Source organism: Mesorhizobium sp. NZP2234 (genome assembly GCF_013170765.1).
Classification (GTDB): Bacteria; Pseudomonadota; Alphaproteobacteria; order Rhizobiales; family Rhizobiaceae; genus Mesorhizobium; species Mesorhizobium loti_D.
Map to the genome: position 1 here is coordinate 1,169,531 of NZ_CP033364.1, position 14,693 is coordinate 1,184,223.

General features: G+C 63.7%; 17 protein-coding genes. 13 read left to right on the top strand and 4 right to left on the bottom strand.

Annotation, left to right across the window (positions count from 1 at the left end; all coding sequences use genetic code 11):
* The first annotated feature begins 4 nt into the window (after positions 1-4).
* A complete protein-coding gene (locus EB230_RS05635) occupies positions 5-634 on the top strand; it encodes a DUF480 domain-containing protein (RefSeq protein ID WP_172371769.1) in 630 nt (209 codons plus the stop codon).
* A 57-nt stretch (positions 635-691) separates the two neighbouring features.
* Here the strand turns inward: EB230_RS05635 and EB230_RS05640 are convergent, their stop codons facing one another.
* Together EB230_RS05640 and EB230_RS05645 are read right to left on the bottom strand one after the other, a co-directional pair.
* Positions 692-925 (bottom strand): hypothetical protein, encoded by a 234-nt coding sequence (locus EB230_RS05640; RefSeq protein WP_056574690.1) that lies wholly within the window; start codon positions 923-925, stop codon positions 692-694.
* Complete coding sequence (locus EB230_RS05645; RefSeq protein WP_081295004.1) at positions 922-1,074, bottom strand: hypothetical protein; 153 nt, start codon at positions 1,072-1,074, stop codon at positions 922-924. Before EB230_RS05645 ends, EB230_RS05640 begins: the two co-directional genes overlap by 4 nt.
* A 173-nt stretch (positions 1,075-1,247) precedes the next feature.
* On the opposite strand from EB230_RS05645, the gene EB230_RS05650 reads away from it, so the two are divergent.
* Positions 1,248-2,219, top strand: a complete 972-nt coding sequence (locus tag EB230_RS05650; protein WP_172371771.1) for an AraC family transcriptional regulator — start codon at positions 1,248-1,250, stop codon at positions 2,217-2,219.
* Positions 2,220-2,360: 141 nt separating this feature from the next.
* On the opposite strand, the gene EB230_RS05655 is transcribed toward EB230_RS05650, so the two are convergent.
* On the bottom strand, positions 2,361-2,786 hold the full coding sequence (locus EB230_RS05655) for an OsmC family protein (protein ID WP_172371774.1): 426 nt from the start codon (positions 2,784-2,786) through the stop codon (positions 2,361-2,363).
* A 220-nt stretch (positions 2,787-3,006) separates the two neighbouring features.
* On the opposite strand from EB230_RS05655, the gene EB230_RS05660 reads away from it, so the two are divergent.
* From EB230_RS05660 to EB230_RS05670, 3 genes are all read left to right on the top strand, one after another.
* Positions 3,007-3,234: a hypothetical protein gene (locus tag EB230_RS05660; RefSeq protein ID WP_056574696.1), complete on the top strand. Its 228-nt coding sequence runs from the start codon at positions 3,007-3,009 to the stop codon at positions 3,232-3,234.
* Positions 3,231-3,587 carry a YciI family protein gene (locus EB230_RS05665; RefSeq protein WP_172371776.1) on the top strand — a complete coding sequence of 119 codons (357 nt, stop codon included), beginning with the start codon at positions 3,231-3,233 and terminating at the stop codon, positions 3,585-3,587. Before EB230_RS05660 ends, EB230_RS05665 begins: the two co-directional genes overlap by 4 nt.
* 158 nt (positions 3,588-3,745) lie before the next feature.
* The gene (locus EB230_RS05670; protein ID WP_172371778.1) at positions 3,746-4,273 is read left to right on the top strand and encodes a hypothetical protein; all 528 of its coding nucleotides are present in this window, start codon (positions 3,746-3,748) and stop codon (positions 4,271-4,273) included.
* Positions 4,274-4,430: 157 nt separating this feature from the next.
* Here the strand turns inward: EB230_RS05670 and EB230_RS05675 are convergent, their stop codons facing one another.
* Positions 4,431-5,690: a ubiquinone biosynthesis hydroxylase gene (locus EB230_RS05675; RefSeq protein WP_056574705.1), complete on the bottom strand. Its 1,260-nt coding sequence runs from the start codon at positions 5,688-5,690 to the stop codon at positions 4,431-4,433.
* A 98-nt stretch (positions 5,691-5,788) separates the two neighbouring features.
* Here EB230_RS05675 and tesB point away from each other — a divergent pair, with 98 nt between their 5' ends.
* The 8 genes from tesB (at position 5,789) to EB230_RS05715 (ending at position 14,691) form a co-directional block, all read left to right on the top strand.
* Complete coding sequence (gene tesB / locus EB230_RS05680) at positions 5,789-6,649, top strand: acyl-CoA thioesterase II (RefSeq protein ID WP_056574708.1); 861 nt, start codon at positions 5,789-5,791, stop codon at positions 6,647-6,649.
* A 322-nt stretch (positions 6,650-6,971) separates the two neighbouring features.
* The gene (locus EB230_RS05685; RefSeq protein ID WP_056574711.1) at positions 6,972-7,310 is read left to right on the top strand and encodes a P-II family nitrogen regulator; all 339 of its coding nucleotides are present in this window, start codon (positions 6,972-6,974) and stop codon (positions 7,308-7,310) included.
* A gap of 31 nt (positions 7,311-7,341) precedes the next feature.
* The gene (locus EB230_RS05690) at positions 7,342-8,697 is read left to right on the top strand and encodes an ammonium transporter (RefSeq protein ID WP_056574714.1); all 1,356 of its coding nucleotides are present in this window, start codon (positions 7,342-7,344) and stop codon (positions 8,695-8,697) included.
* A gap of 337 nt (positions 8,698-9,034) precedes the next feature.
* Positions 9,035-9,310: a hypothetical protein gene (locus tag EB230_RS05695; protein ID WP_056574716.1), complete on the top strand. Its 276-nt coding sequence runs from the start codon at positions 9,035-9,037 to the stop codon at positions 9,308-9,310.
* Positions 9,311-9,518: 208 nt separating this feature from the next.
* The gene (locus EB230_RS05700) at positions 9,519-12,167 is read left to right on the top strand and encodes a DNA translocase FtsK (protein WP_172371780.1); all 2,649 of its coding nucleotides are present in this window, start codon (positions 9,519-9,521) and stop codon (positions 12,165-12,167) included.
* A 130-nt stretch (positions 12,168-12,297) separates the two neighbouring features.
* A complete protein-coding gene (locus EB230_RS05705) occupies positions 12,298-12,978 on the top strand; it encodes an outer membrane lipoprotein carrier protein LolA (RefSeq protein ID WP_056574722.1) in 681 nt (226 codons plus the stop codon).
* Positions 12,979-13,242: 264 nt separating this feature from the next.
* On the top strand, positions 13,243-14,049 hold the full coding sequence (locus EB230_RS05710; protein ID WP_056574724.1) for an exodeoxyribonuclease III: 807 nt from the start codon (positions 13,243-13,245) through the stop codon (positions 14,047-14,049).
* Positions 14,050-14,073: 24 nt separating this feature from the next.
* Entirely contained in the window at positions 14,074-14,691 is a 618-nt protein-coding gene (locus EB230_RS05715; RefSeq protein ID WP_056574728.1) for a GNAT family N-acetyltransferase, read from the top strand.
* Positions 14,692-14,693: the final 2 nt, after the last annotated feature.

Genomic DNA, 14,693 nt, shown 5'->3' on the forward strand with positions numbered 1-14,693 from the left:
TTTCATGAGCGAAGACCTTCCCATCCTCAATCCCGTCGAAGCGCGCGTGCTCGGTTGCCTGATCGAGAAGAAGGAACTCACGCCTGATGTCTACCCGCTGACGCTCAACAGTGCACTTGCCGCCGCCAACCAGAAGACGGCGCGCGAGCCGGTGATGGCGCTGGAGCAGACAGAGGTGCACCGGGCACTGAAGCTGCTCGAGCAGAAGGGGCTGGTGCGGCAGATGTTCGGCTCGCGCGTCGAGCGCTACGAACATCAGATGGCGCAACGCTTCTCGCTGACCACGCCGCAGAGCGCGTTGCTTGGCCTGCTCTTGCTGCGCGGACCGCAGACGGCGCATGAGCTCCTGACGCGAGCCGAGCGCATGGCGCGGTTTGCGTCGATCGAAGACCTGCGCGGCGAACTCGACATGCTGATCGGCCGCCGGCCGCCGCTGGTCCAGGAAATACCGCGGGGGCCGGGACAGCGCGAGGACCGTTACGTGCATCTTCTCGCCGGCCCGGTGGACGTCGCGGTGCTATCGGCGCAGCGCGGTGTGCCGGCCCTGCCTCACTCCGACCTGGAAGCGAGGCTGGAGGCTCTGGAGCAGGAAGTCGCCGCACTTCGCGCCCGGCTTGACGCGCTGGGCGGTTGAAGCCGCGAGGCTGCGTGCCGGCATCGAGCCGCTGACCGGCGGAGCCGGCCAGGCGCCTCACTTCCTGCCATAAACGCCGCTCATTTCCCCGTCAGGGGCGATCAGCCGCAGCTGCCCGCCCTCCAGTCGCCAGCGCAGCGAAACCGGCTTCAAATCGCCCGGCTTGAATTTCCACAGGCCTGTCAAATCGGGCAGGCAGCCATTGACGGATTTGTAGCTTCCAGCCGTTGGCGTGAAGACCAGGGTCGAACCCCGTACCACGGTCTTGCCGGTCTTCAGGGTAAGCCTCATGGCTGACGCTCCCCAGGGCGCGGCGGCCGCTTCAGGTCGCGGTGGTCGGCAACGGTTCCACCGAGAGCGATGGACAGCAGATAGACGCGTGGATTGAAGCCCGCCGACGCGAGACCCGACAGGGTCTTGAACAGTTGCAAATGATACATCGAACCCCCTTATGGTTGTTTCGGCTTGCGGCTCCGGGTCGGAAGCGCGCCGCAAACTAGGTCCGGGGAATGAGGCCAGCTTGGACGCAGCGGCCCTAAAAACGGCCCAAACGGCCCTGTATTGACGTTTTCGGGGTCACAGCGCATATGCGCGCTCTGGCATGAGGGGGCCGATGACGGCGACGATGGGGCCAACCGCCTCGTTTCGACTGATTACCGACATGGTTCCCGAGCGGGACCGTATCGAGGTCATGCGCGAGGTCTATGGCCGCACGGTGCTCAAGGTCGACCTCGATCCGCTCGGTCCCACCCAGGTCGACATGAAGGTGCGCGCGCTGCCGGGTCTTGGCATCGCCACCGGCACCTCCTCGGAATTCCGCGTCCATCACTCGACATCGCTGATCGAAAGCGACGATCTCATCCTACTGGCGGCTCTCGACGGCGCGAGCGTCATGAAGCATCGCGGTCGCGAAGAGGCGGTCGGCAACGGCCAAGCGCTGATGATGAGCGGAGAAGAGGTCGGCCTCAACGTCATCCAGCCCGGCGGCTTTCGCTTCGTCAATATGAGCTTTTCGCTTAGAGAGCTTTCACCGCTGATCGGCGATCCGGCCCGGGCCCTGATGCAGCCCCTGGCGACCGGCAGCGGGCCGATGCGGTTGCTGCTCGACTATGTCCAGTCGCTCCAGGATTCCGGCGACGCGCTGACGCCGGAGACCTGGCGTCTGGCGACGGCGCATATGTTCGATCTCGTGGCGCTGGCCATGGGGGCGACCCGGGAGGCGGCCGAAATCGCGCGCGGGCGCGGCGTGCGCGTGGCGCGGCTGCGTGCCATCAAGGCCGATATTGCGGCCCATGGCGGGCACGGCGGCCTGTCGGCCGAGGACATCGCCCGTCGTCACCGCCTTTCGGCCCGTTATATCCGGAAGCTGTTCGAGGGTGAGGGGACGTCGCTATCGGACTTCATGCTCGGCCAGCGCCTGCTGCGTGCGCATCGCATGCTTTCAGATCCGCGCCACTCAGGCCGCAGCATCACCGCGATCGCCTTCGAGGCCGGCTTCAACGACCTGTCCTATTTCAACCGGGCGTTCCGGCGCCGCTACGATGCAACGCCGTCCGATGTGCGGGCGGGGGCGTCGAAGAGTTGATTCTCAACCGCGAACGCCAGCCGGGAAGCTGGCGCCCGCAATCAAGGTCGTGTTGCTCCGACTCTTGTCCTGACGCATCCCCAAGGGAAAGCGCTACGCGCTTTCCCGGGAAAACCGTTTCATATTTGTCCCGGAATTGCTCTAGCCAAGCCTGGCGTCGAGCGACACTTTTATGGCGCCAAGAGCCTTGGAGACCGGGCATTCGGCCTTGGCCTTCTCGGCCAATTCCTTGAATTTCGCCGCATCGATGCCGGGCACCTTGCCGACGAGCGTGATCGCGCTGCCGGTGATGCCGGTGCCCGGGACCAGCGTCACCACGGCCTTGGCGTCGAGTTCGGCGGCGGGCGTGCCGTTCTCGGCCAGGAAATGCGAAAGCTGCATGGCGTAGCAACCGGCATGGGCGGCCGCGATCAGCTCTTCCGGATTGGTGCCGGATTTGCCGTTTTCATCCTCGAAGCGCGCCTTGAACGAATAGGGCGTGCCTTTCAAGGTTCCGCTCTGGCTGTCGAGCGTGCCCTTGCCTTCTTTCAGATTGCCTTTCCAGACGGCGGTGGCGGTGCGGTCCATGAAGTCCTCCTTGGCCTCGATTGCGCCGGCCCGGCGCCAGCGTTCCTGCCAACTATAGCGCGGGCGCCGGCGAAGGCCACCGCGCGATGGCCGCGGAAACCGCGACATTGGTGTCGCGCCGCAATTTTTCCTGAAAAAAGCGCGTGCGAAAATGTCGACTTCCATCCGGCCCGGCCGTCCTGGGGGCGGCCATGGGATTTGTGGCCGGATGGAGGTTCACATGGACAATCTGTTTTTCGCGCTATGGGCGCGGCCAGGCCAAAAGGCCGTGCGACAGGAAGACTTCTGGCGCGATCCGCCCGCGCCCGGCCTCGGCAGGCTGCTGGCGGCTGTTGCCATCATCGGCGCCGCGGCATGCCTTCTCGACCGCACGGCCGCGGTCGACGGCAAGGCTGACACGCCCATCGCCGCATCCTATGGTTCATCGCGGCACGGGAGCGCGCAATGAAATATGTCTGCCTGGTCTATGGTGAGGAAAAAGACCTCCATGCATTGACCGTGGAGCGTGGGGCCAGGCTCGACGCCGATTCGCTGGCCTATGACAGGTCCCTGGATAAACAGGGCAAGCTGATCATCGCGCAGGCGCTGCAGTCGGTGAAGACCTCGAAGTCGGTGCGACGGCGCAGGGGCAAGCGCCTTGTCACCGACGGCCCTTTCGCCGAAACCAAGGAGCAGTTGCTTGGCTTCGTCATGGTCGAGGCGGACACTCTCGAGGAAGCGCTGGACATCGCCGCCGACATTCCGCTGGCCGAACTCGGTACGATCGAGGTCAGGGCGATCTATGACATACCCGGGTCATAGGCGGCGCCTGGCTTTGGCGGTTGGGCCTGCAAATCGGCTTATCCAGTCGCCCAGGCTATACCAGCCGCAAATTGCTTTTTCTTCGCCGACGGCAATTCTTGCGTGTTGAAGCAACGCGGCAGTTCTCCTATCGTCCCTCGGCTCCTGGGGATTTCGACATGCCTTTCCTGATTGCTGTCCTTGGCGTGCTCGGGGCGGCGGCGCTCTGGTGGTACCGGATGAAGGCCATGAACGACGCCGCGCGCGAGGTCGCCGATGTCGTCGGGCGAGTGCGAGGCAACATCAGGCGCAAGAAGCTGCGCAACCAGGCGGCCCTGTCGCCGCTGACGGCGATCGACGATCCGGTGGTGGCCGCCGCGACGCTGATCACATCGATGGTCTCCGAGAACGGGCCTGTCCTGCCGCGGCGAGAAGCCGTCATCCGCGCGGTGATCTCCGAGATCGCCGACAAGAAGAAGACCGACGAGGCGATCATCTACGCCAAGTGGGCGGCCTCGCAGATCGACGACACCACTGTCGTCATCGACAAGCTGGCGCCCTTCCTGCGCGAGCGCCTTGACGTATCGGAACGAAACGATCTGCTGCAGATGGTGAACCGTGCGGCCCAAGGCGGCGAGAAGCGCCTCGAAATCGCCGACCAGCGCATGCTGAGGCTGCGGCAGAAGCTGGGTTTCGAGGTGAACTAGGGTGTGCTGATATTCAGGTGAGGCCGGTCTGCGAACGGCAGCTTTCTGCGCTTCCGGTGCTCACGTACTTAAGTACGCTCCGCTCCGGTTCTCGAAAGCTACCGTTCTCGACTCGGCCTGACCTGAATCTCAACACACCCCGGCGCCACCAAGACGGCTAAATCGCCTCGCCCTTCAAAAGCCTCGGCGTACCGGCGGACAGCCCTGACGCCTGCCGGATAAAGAATTCCTTCAGGCGCGGCATGCGCTCGACGAGGCCGAGGCCGATGTCGCGAACGGTGCGCAGTGGGGTGATGTCGTTTGAAAACAGCCGGTTCAGCACATCCGTGGTGACGCCCATCTGCACCGTGTCGAAACGGCGCCATTGCTGGTAGCGCTCGAGCACGTCGAGCGCGCCGATGTCCTGGCCGAGCCGGTCCGCCTCGACGATCACCTCGGCAAGTGCCGCCACATCCTTGAAGCCGAGGTTGAGGCCCTGTCCGGCGATCGGATGGATGCCGTGGGCGGCGTCGCCGGCAAGGGCCACACGCGGCGCGACGAAGGCGCGTGCAATGGTGAGGCCGAGCGGCCAGGCGCGCGGCTTGTCGGCGACACGGATCTCGCCGAGCTTCAGGCCAAAGCGCTGTTCGAGCTCATGCTCGAAGACGAGATCGTCGCCTTCCACGAGCGCCTTGGCATCCTCCGTGCGTTCGACCCAGACGATCGACGAACGGTTGGTGCCGTCCTCGTCGGGTTTCAGCGGCAGCGTTGCAAAGGGTCCGGCGGGCAGGAAATGCTCTTCGGCGCGGCCATTGTGAGGCCGCTCATGCGCCACCGTGCAGACGATGCCGGACTGGCCGTATTCCCATTTCACCGTCTTGATGCCGGCCATGTCGCGCAGCTTCGAATTGACGCCGTCCGCGGCGACCAGCAGCCGCGCCGTCAGCGCGGCTCCGTCGGCCAGGTGCACCGATATGCCGGCACCGCCGGTCTCAAAACCCTGCACCGCGACGCCTTCGATGATGTCGATGCCGAGCTTCTCGGCCCTGCCGCGCAAGGCGCCGTTCAACGCCTTGTTGGCGACCATGTGCGCGAAGGGCTCGCCCGGCGCCACTTCCCCGCCGAAGGTCAGGAAGACGGGGCGCACCGGATCGGAGCTGCGCGAATCGGTGATGATCATTTCGGTGATGGCCTGCGCCTGCGGCGCGATCTCGGCCCAGACGCCGAGCTGGTCGAGCATGCGGCAGGCGGCGGCGGCAATGGCCGAGGCGCGGCCATCGCGTTGCCAGACGCCGGCCGGCGCGGCATCGACCAACGCCACGGCAAGACCCGGCCGCGCCTGCTTCAGCGAGACGGCGGCGGCCAGCCCGACATAGCCGGCGCCGGCAACGAGGACATCGAGCCCGGGTCTGGTCTTGGCGTCCGCCTTGCGTTCCATTGTCCTGGCTCCTTGCGCACCGACCGGGCTTGCGCCCTTGACGGCTCGTCCTTCCTGTCGGAAACCGCCATAGCAATTTTGCGGTAAGGTCACAAAACATGACGGCGGCCATGGACGAGCTTCTGCGCATTCTCGACCTCGAGAGGCTCGAACACAATCTGTATCGTGGTCGCAGCCCCCAGGTGGAGTGGCAGCGCGTGTTCGGCGGCCAGACCATCGCCCAGGCGCTGGTGGCGGCGCAGCGCACGGTCGAGCCGGACCGCTTCGTGCATTCGCTGCACGGCTATTTCATGCGGCCGGGCGATATCAAGGTGCCGATCGTCTACGAGGTCGACCGCATCCGCGACGGCGGCTCCTTCACCACCCGACGCGTGCTGGCAATCCAGCACGGACAGGCGATCTTTTCGCTGGAAGCCTCGTTCCAGGTCGATGAAAAGGGGCTCGAGCATCAATTCGCGCTGCCCGACGACGTGCCGCCTCCGGAGGGCCTGCAGACCCAGCGGCAGCTGCTCGAGAAGGCCGAACGTGTACCTGAAGCGGTGCGCCGTTTCTGGGCGCGTGAGCGGCCGCTGGAGCTCAGGCCGGTCAATCTCCAGCACTATGAGAGCCGCGACAAGCTGCCGCCCCGGCAGAATGTCTGGATCCGTCTTGCCGGGCCGGTTCCCGACGACCGCGCGCTGCAATCGGTGCTGCTCGCCTATCTCTCGGACATGACACTGCTCGACACCTCGACCTTCGCGCATGGGCGCGGCCTGTTCGATCCCGATATCCAGGCGGCGAGTCTTGACCATTCCATGTGGTTCCACCGGCCGCATTCGCTTGACGGCTGGCTGCTCTATGCGCAGGACAGCCCTTCGAGTTCGGGATCGCGCGGCTTCAGCCGTGGCACCCTCTATGCCCGTGACGGCACGCTGATCGCCTCGATGGCCCAGGAAGGCCTGATCCGGCTCAAGCGTTGAGCACCGCGAGTCTTGTTTGAGCAGGATGACCGGACAAACGAAAACCGTTTGTCCGAGAAAACCGGCTCCTCCTTTTCGGCGCCATGCCCAAAGCCGGCAAAATAGGCAAAATGGAAAAATTGCACAAATTTTAAGCATGCAGCACGCCGCAGGGATCTGCGCCTGCTGACTTCGGTCACTCCATTCCCTTTGTTTACAACAGGTTAACACGCTGCTTCGGCACTTGGCACGGAGCTTGAATCCTTGGGGGCACTCTCCGGCTCCTTGGGATCGGTGAAGTCGTGCAAACGCGGGGGACCGCAACAGCAAAGGGTGAAACCTTATGAAAATCGTGATGGCAATCATCAAGCCGTTCAAGCTGGACGAGGTGCGCGAAGCGCTTACCGCCGTCGGCATCCAGGGCCTGACCGTCACCGAAGTCAAAGGCTACGGGCGTCAGAAGGGGCATACGGAAATCTATCGCGGGGCGGAATACGCGGTCAGTTTCCTGCCGAAGATCAAGATCGAGGTCGCGGTCAGTGGCGACACGGTCGACAAGGCCGTCGAAGCCATCACCGCCGCAGCCAAGACCGGCCAGATCGGCGACGGCAAGATCTTCGTTTTCGGCATCGACCAGGCGGTGCGTATCCGCACCGGCGAAACAGACACCGACGCGCTCTAAGCGGCGAACACGTATTCCAATGGAGAGTTCAATGAATATTTCTTCCACCTTGAAGACGACGGGACGGGCGGCCCTTCTGGGCTCGCTTGCTCTCGCAGCATTGGGCAGCGTCGCCGCCTTCGCGCAGGAAGCAGCTCCGGCCGCCGCCGCCGCCGCACCGGCCGCCGCCCCGACACCGGTGCTCGATACCGGCAATACCGCCTGGATGCTGACCTCGACGGCGTTGGTGCTGATGATGACCATCCCCGGCCTGGCGCTGTTCTACGGCGGCATGGTGCGCAAGAAGAACGTGCTCGCCACCATCATGCAGAGCTTCGCCATCACCTGCCTGGTGACGATCCTGTGGTTCATGTTCGGCTATTCGCTGGCCTTCTCCGACGGCGGCGGCATGAATGCCTATCTCGGCGGCTTCTCGAAATTCTTCCATCACGGCATCACCACCTCGACGCTGTGGGCGCCCGGGGTCGCGAACATTCCTGAATTCGTCTTCTCGATGTTCCAGATGACCTTCGCCATCATCACGCCTGCCCTCATCGCCGGTGCCTTCGCCGAGCGCATGAAATTCTCGGCGCTGCTGATCTTCATGGCGCTGTGGCTGCTGGTCGTCTATGCGCCGATCGCGCATTGGGTCTGGGGCGGCGGCTTCCTTGGCGCGGCCGGCGTGCTCGACTTCGCCGGCGGCACGGTCGTCCACATCAATGCCGGTGTCGCCGGTCTCGTCTGCGCCCTGGTTCTGGGCAAGCGCGAAGGCTATGGCACCACCAACATGGCACCGCATAACCTGGTCTATTCGGTGATCGGCGCTTCGCTGCTGTGGGTCGGCTGGTTCGGCTTCAACGCCGGTTCGGAACTGGCGGCCGACGGCCTTGCCGGTGCCGCCATGCTCAACACCCAGGTCGCCACCGCCGCGGCGGCCCTTGCCTGGATGTTCGCCGAATGGATCGTCGCCAAGAAGCCTTCGGTGCTCGGCATCATCTCGGGTGCCGTCGCCGGCCTGGTCGCGGTGACGCCGGCTTCCGGCTTCGTCAACCCGACCGGCGCCTTCATCGTCGGCATCGTCGCTGGCGTGGTCTGCTACATCTCGGCGGTCAAGGTGAAGCACATGTTCGGCTATGACGACTCGCTCGATGCCTTCGGCGTCCATGGCGTCGGCGGCGTGGTTGGTGCGTTGCTGACCGGCCTGCTCGCCGACCCGGCGATCAACAGTCTGTCGTCGGGCGCCTCCGTCGGCAAGCAGCTCTACGGCATCGTCTTCACCATCCTGTGGACGGCGATCGCCACCTTCGTGATCCTCTACATCGTCAAGGCGCTGGTCGGCCTGCGTCCGACGACCCAGGAAGAGGTCGAAGGCCTCGATATCTCCCAGCATGGCGAAGTGGTGCCGTAAGGCCAGCCTCGCCAAGGGGCCGGCGGATACTCCTCCCGCCGGCCCCATATTTTCACGCAACTTTCCAACTGAAGACCGCGGTTCGGTTTTCACCGGAGTTGCTCCAGAGATCCCGTCGTGACGTTCTCGAAAGAGGCTCACGCATTGAGGCCCGAAGCAATTCGGGCCTCTTTTTTTGGAAAATCGTACGCTTCGAAAAGATGAATGAGGAATCGTTTTTCGGAAGGATCACGTTCGCGTGATCGGCCAAAGGGAAGAAACATAGGGCCTTCCGGCTCCGTACTGGGGAAGCGAGCGCCGTTCCGACGCTCGCTACCAACAGGGAAGGAACCAACTGATGAACATTAAGAACATGTTCCTGGGAGCGCTGGCTCTGTCGATGCTCAGCGGTGTTGCACTTGCTGGCGCGCTCGACGAGCCCGACAACATGGCGCCGTTCTTCACCGATTCCGGCATGAAGACGATGAAGTCGGAAGCGGACTTCAAGGCAGCCTGGGCCGCGACGGCCAAGGACAAGCAGGACGCGATGATGAAGGAGTGCCAGGACGCGGCGATGAGCAAGCCTCATGCCGAATTCTGCGCCAACCTGATGATGTACGCCGGTCACAAATGATCGCGCGGGATCGGGTCCGGAGGGCCCTGATCGCATCGGCGTTTGAAGACAAGAATGGCGGGCTTCGCGGCCCGCCACTCTCGTCCGCGGGACGGCATCGGTAAAAAGCCATGGTTAATGCGGCCTTAACCTTCCCACAGCTAGTCTGACTTCCGAATCTGCCGGAGTGCGTCATGCGCTCTGGCCAGGCAATCTGACGGGGAAGAGCATGCGTTCAGGGGCTTCAGCACCGCTCGCGCTGGCCGATACGGGGCACGGCATCCAGGCTTTCGCGCGGCGCCAGGTCGGCCGTCTGGTCGGTGCCGGCATGTTCCTGGCGGTGGCCTTCGGGGTTGCCAGCCTCGCCACCTGGAACGTTGCCGATCCAAGCTTCTCGCACGCCACCAACAACACCGTCACCAACGCCATGGGCTATGCCGGCGCTGTGTTCTCCGATCTTGCCATGCAGTTCTTCGGCCTTGCCGCGGTTGCCGCGCTGGTTCCGGCCGTGATCTGGGGTTACCTCCTGTTTTCGGCGCGTGGTGTCGACAGGCTGCCCAAGCGCGGGCTGTTCTGGTTCGGCTTCGCGCTGCTCGCCGCCGCCATCGCCGGTTGCATCGTTCCGCCCAAGACCTGGCCGCTGCCCACCGGCCTCGGCGGCGTGTTCGGCGACATGGTGCTCAAGATTCCCGGCGTCCTCATCGGCGGCTATCCGACCGGACTGATCGCCAGCGTGCTCGCCGTTCTGCTGGCGGCACCCGCGCTCTGGCTGTTCGCCTATGGCTCGGCGCTGATCGGGCGCAAGAACGGCTTCGCCGTGATGGAGGAACCGGCCGCGGACCCGCGCGAGGACGATCTTCTGTTCGACAATGACGAGGATGAGGGCGACGAGGGCATATTGGCGCTCGGTGCCATTACCCATTGGTGGCTGTCGTTGCGCGCGTGGATGCATCGGCGCGCGGTGCGCCGCAGGCAGGAGCGGGACGAATACGAGCCGGAGCTGGAGCCGCGCGCCAGCGCCTGGCGCCGCGCCGCCGAACGGGTCGAGTCGGCCGAGTTCGCCGAGCAGCGCATGAGCCAGGATGGGCGCGCCCGCGTCGAGCCGGAATTCTTCGCCGCCATGGTCAATGACCGCAGCGTTTCCGTCGATCCGGATGATGACGATATCTTCGACCGCGACGACGACATGGACGACGAGGGGCCTATCGTCCAGCGTCGCGCTGGCTCCACCGCCAAGGTGCAGCAGTTCCGCTCCGACGCCGCCACCCGCGTCGAGGCGCCGGCACCACGCCCGGCTCCCGGCGCGCGCGTCCAGCGTGAGGCGCAGACCTCGCTGATCGGCTCGGACAAGTTCGAGATGCCGTCGCTGCATTTCCTGTCCGAACCGAAGAACGTGGCGAAGGACCCGAGCCTGTCGAAGGACGCGCTGGAGCAGAACGCGCGCCTGCTCGAAGGCGTGCTGGAAGATTTCGGAGTCAAGGGCGAGATTATCGCCGTACGCCCCGGTCCCGTGGTCACCCTCTATGAGCTGGAACCGGCGCCCGGCATCAAATCGTCTCGCGTCATCGGCCTTTCCGACGACATTGCCCGCTCGATGAGCGCGATCGCCTGCCGCGTCGCCGTGGTGCCCGGCCGCAACGCAATCGGCATCGAACTGCCGAATGCCAAACGCGAGACCGTGTACCTGCGCGAGATCATGGCCAGCCGCGACTTCGAGACAACCAAGGCCAAGCTGGCGCTGGCGCTGGGCAAGACCATCAATGGCGAGGCCGTCATCGTCGACATCGCCAAGATGCCGCACGTGCTGGTCGCCGGCACCACCGGCTCGGGCAAGTCGGTCGCCATCAACACCATGATCCTGTCGCTGCTCTACCGGCTGACGCCGCAGGAATGCCGGCTGATCATGATCGACCCGAAGATGCTCGAACTCTCCGTCTATGACGGCATCCCGCATCTTTTGACGCCCGTCGTCACCGATCCGAAAAAGGCGGTGGTGGCGCTGAAATGGACCGTGCGGGAGATGGAGGACCGCTACCGCAAGATGTCCAAGGTCGGCGTGCGCAACATCGACGGTTTCAACGCCCGCGTTCAGCAGGCCGAGAAAAAAGGCGAGAAGATATCGCGCACGGTGCAGACCGGCTTCGACCGCCAGACCGGCGAGGCGATCTACGAGACCGAGAATCTCGACCTCGAGCCGATGCCCTACATCGTCGTCATCATCGACGAGATGGCCGACCTGATGATGGTCGCCGGCAAGGACATCGAAGGTGCCGTGCAGCGCCTGGCGCAGATGGCGCGTGCCGCCGGCATCCATGTCATCATGGCGACGCAACGTCCCTCGGTCGACGTCATCACCGGCACGATCAAGGCCAACTTCCCGACCCGCATCTCCTTCCAGGTCACGTCGAAGATCGACAGCCGCACCATCCTGGGCGAGCAGGGCGCCGAGCAGCTGCTCGGCATGGGAGACATGCTCTACATGGCCGGCGGCGGCCGCATCCAGCGCGTGCACGGTCCTTTCGTCTCCGACGACGAGGTGGAGAAGATCGTCGGGCACCTGAAGCTGCAGGGCGTGCCCGAATATCTCGACGCCATCACCGAGGATGACGACGAGGACGACGACGAGCCATCCGGCAAGGGCGGTTCCGGCGGCGGCAGCGGCAATTTCGAGGATTCCGACGACCCTTACGACCAGGCGGTCGCCGTGGTGCTGCGCGACGGCAAGGCATCGACCAGCTACATCCAGCGCCGTCTCGGCATCGGCTACAACCGCGCCGCCTCGATTATCGAGAAGATGGAAAAGGAAGGCATTGTCGGCCCGGCCAACCATGCGGGAAAACGCGAAATCCTGGTGCCAACCGAAGACGACAAGTTCTGATGGGAAGCCGGCCGCAACCTTGAACCTTGCGGCGCGTTGAAACGAGCAGCACCGTCCGTCCGCCAAACTTCAGCCAAACTGGGGGCTCAGGACAACGACAGATACAGGAATCACCACGAGAGTGACCGCCATGAAAAACGATCTTTCAGCACTCGGAAATTTCGCCCCGACCCGCCGCCAGCTGCTTGGCCTCGGCCTTGTCGCTGCGGGTGCAGCCGCCCTCAATGTGATACCTGGCTTCGAATTGCTGGCCTCGGCGCAGGCCGCCGTGCCCGCAGCCGCGCAGAAGATCGCCGACCATTTTTCCTCGGTCAAATCGATGAGCGGCGAATTCGTCCAGTTCGGCCCCAAGGGCGAGCAGACCGGCGGCAAGTTCTTCCTGGAACGGCCGGGCAAGATCCGCTTCAACTATGACGGAGCGTCGAATTTCCGGGTGATTTCCGACGGCAAGTCGGTGGTCATCCTCAACAAGAAGCTGAACACGTCGGATCTCTATCCGCTATCCAAGACGCCGCTGAAGCTGCTGCTCGACGACCGCATCGACCTCTCCGGCGATCGCGTCAAGAGCGTCAAGGAAGAGGACGACCTCACCACCATCAAGCTCGCCGACAAGTCGGTATTCGGCAATGCGATGATCACCATGATGTTCGATCCGAAAACCTATGATCTGCGCCAGTGGACGATCACCGACGCGCAAGGCAAGGACACCACGGTGATGATCTTCAACACCAAGGAAGGCGTCAGCTTCGCCGCCGACACCTTTGCCATCGACTATACGGCCAACCGCGAGCTGAACACCAAGACGCGCTGATCGCCAACTCTATTCTGTGCCGTTGCGTTTTTGGGCGGACGTTACGGAATGGATCCCAGGGTCTCCGCGACGGCGCTGCGCGCCTGCTTCGCCCCAAGATGACGAAGTTGGGAAGGCTTTGGCCGATCTCGAAGGGTATGCAACATGGCCCGGCTTGTCTTTGTGGCGCCCGGCTGGCAGTTTCGGGGCTGACTCCCTCAAAAGGCGTCTTCTCCGTCAGGATTCATCGGTCCTGGCTGGAAGTACGCTGTCCCGGATTGCCAAATGCCCTTTTCCATCGCCACCTGGAACATCAACTCCGTGCGCCTGCGCATGCCGATCGTCGAACGCCTGCTCGATGAGTACGCCCCCGATGTGCTGTGCCTGCAAGAGACCAAGGTTCCGGACGAACTGTTCCCGGAAAAGGCATTCCGCAAGCTCGGCTACGGGCACATCGCCTTCCATGGACAGAAGGGCTATCACGGCGTCGCCACCGTGGCGCGGCGGCCGATCGAGGTGGTCGAAAAGCGCCGTTTCTGCGAGATCGAGGATAGCCGGCATTTGTCGGTGACTGTGCGCGCCGGCGGCAAGACGATCCTGCTGCACAATTTCTACGTCCCGGCGGGCGGCGACGAACCGGATCCCGAAATCAACAAGAAATTCAAGCACAAGCTCGATTTCGTCGCGGAGATGAACGCCATCCGCGCCGAGCACAACGAGGTGTCCGCTTCGGTGCTGGTCGGCGACCTCAACATCGCGCCGCTCGAGCACGACGTCTGGTCGCACAAGCAATTGCTCAATGTGGTCAGCCATACGCCGGTCGAGACCGAAAACTTCGAGGCGATGCGGCTGGCCGGCAACTGGGTCGACCTGATGCGGCTCAACGTGCCATCGGACCAGAAGCTCTACACCTGGTGGAGTTATCGCGCTCAGGACTGGGAAGCGTCGAACCGGGGCCGGCGGCTCGACCATGTCTGGTCGTCGCCCAACCTGGTGCCGGATTTCGCCGGTTACGAAATCCTGAGGGCGGCACGCGGCTGGGACCGCCCCTCGGACCATGTGCCTGTCATTGCACGGTTCGACCTGGATTAGACCGGAGGCCAAAGGGGTCGTTGAATGGAGATAGTGGCGGCACGAGAGCCGGATGTGACATCGGCGGCCGACTGCCTGGCGGCTGCCTTTGCCGATGATCCGCAGATGGCTTTTTTCTTCTTGGGCGATCCTGCGCAGCGTCAGGCGCTGGTGACGGAGTTCTTCTCGATCCTGATGGCGGCGCGCCTGGCGCTTGGAATGCCTGTGCTGCTGTTAAAGAGCGAGGGTCGCATCCTTGGTGCGGTGATGGGCTATGATACGCGGCGGCCTGAATGGCTTCCAGCTCACCAACAGAGATGGGCTCTGCTTCAGCAAAGGCAGGAATCGATGGCTTCGCGCTTCGAGAGGGCTGACGCCATCAGTGAAGAATACAAGCCGCGGAAACCGCATTTCTACCTTGGCGTCCTTGGCGTTCACCCCTCAATGCAGGGAAAGGGGGCTGGCGGCGCGCTCATCAAGGCTTATTGCGATCTTGCCGAAAGAGATCCTGTCTCGGCAGGGACGTTTCTCGAAACCGCACGACGCAGGAATTTGGCTTTCTATGAACGTTGCGGGTTTCAACTCCTCGGCCAAGGTGAACTTGGGCCCGGGAAGCCATTCTGGTGCCTGTTCCGGCCAAAAGCCGTTCGAGACGGCAATTAGAC

Excerpts from the sequence above, each read along its gene's own strand:
- EB230_RS05675 (WP_056574705.1), bottom strand. The coding sequence starts at position 5,690 with ATGGAACGCAAGGCGGACGCCAAGACCAGACCCGGGCTCGATGTCCTC.
- EB230_RS05705 (WP_056574722.1), top strand. The coding sequence starts at position 12,298 with ATGAAAAACGATCTTTCAGCACTCGGAAATTTCGCCCCGACCCGCCGC.
- EB230_RS05660 (WP_056574696.1), top strand. The coding sequence starts at position 3,007 with ATGGACAATCTGTTTTTCGCGCTATGGGCGCGGCCAGGCCAAAAGGCC.
- EB230_RS05695 (WP_056574716.1), top strand. The coding sequence starts at position 9,035 with ATGAACATTAAGAACATGTTCCTGGGAGCGCTGGCTCTGTCGATGCTC.
- EB230_RS05715 (WP_056574728.1), top strand. The coding sequence starts at position 14,074 with ATGGAGATAGTGGCGGCACGAGAGCCGGATGTGACATCGGCGGCCGAC.
- EB230_RS05640 (WP_056574690.1), bottom strand. The coding sequence starts at position 925 with ATGAGGCTTACCCTGAAGACCGGCAAGACCGTGGTACGGGGTTCGACC.
- EB230_RS05655 (WP_172371774.1), bottom strand. The coding sequence starts at position 2,786 with ATGGACCGCACCGCCACCGCCGTCTGGAAAGGCAATCTGAAAGAAGGC.
- EB230_RS05665 (WP_172371776.1), top strand. The coding sequence starts at position 3,231 with ATGAAATATGTCTGCCTGGTCTATGGTGAGGAAAAAGACCTCCATGCA.
- EB230_RS05650 (WP_172371771.1), top strand. The coding sequence starts at position 1,248 with ATGACGGCGACGATGGGGCCAACCGCCTCGTTTCGACTGATTACCGAC.
- EB230_RS05700 (WP_172371780.1), top strand. The coding sequence starts at position 9,519 with ATGCGTTCAGGGGCTTCAGCACCGCTCGCGCTGGCCGATACGGGGCAC.
- EB230_RS05685 (WP_056574711.1), top strand. The coding sequence starts at position 6,972 with ATGAAAATCGTGATGGCAATCATCAAGCCGTTCAAGCTGGACGAGGTG.
- EB230_RS05690 (WP_056574714.1), top strand. The coding sequence starts at position 7,342 with ATGAATATTTCTTCCACCTTGAAGACGACGGGACGGGCGGCCCTTCTG.
- EB230_RS05645 (WP_081295004.1), bottom strand. The coding sequence starts at position 1,074 with ATGTATCATTTGCAACTGTTCAAGACCCTGTCGGGTCTCGCGTCGGCG.
- tesB (WP_056574708.1), top strand. The coding sequence starts at position 5,789 with ATGACGGCGGCCATGGACGAGCTTCTGCGCATTCTCGACCTCGAGAGG.
- EB230_RS05710 (WP_056574724.1), top strand. The coding sequence starts at position 13,243 with ATGCCCTTTTCCATCGCCACCTGGAACATCAACTCCGTGCGCCTGCGC.
- EB230_RS05635 (WP_172371769.1), top strand. The coding sequence starts at position 5 with ATGAGCGAAGACCTTCCCATCCTCAATCCCGTCGAAGCGCGCGTGCTC.
- EB230_RS05670 (WP_172371778.1), top strand. The coding sequence starts at position 3,746 with ATGCCTTTCCTGATTGCTGTCCTTGGCGTGCTCGGGGCGGCGGCGCTC.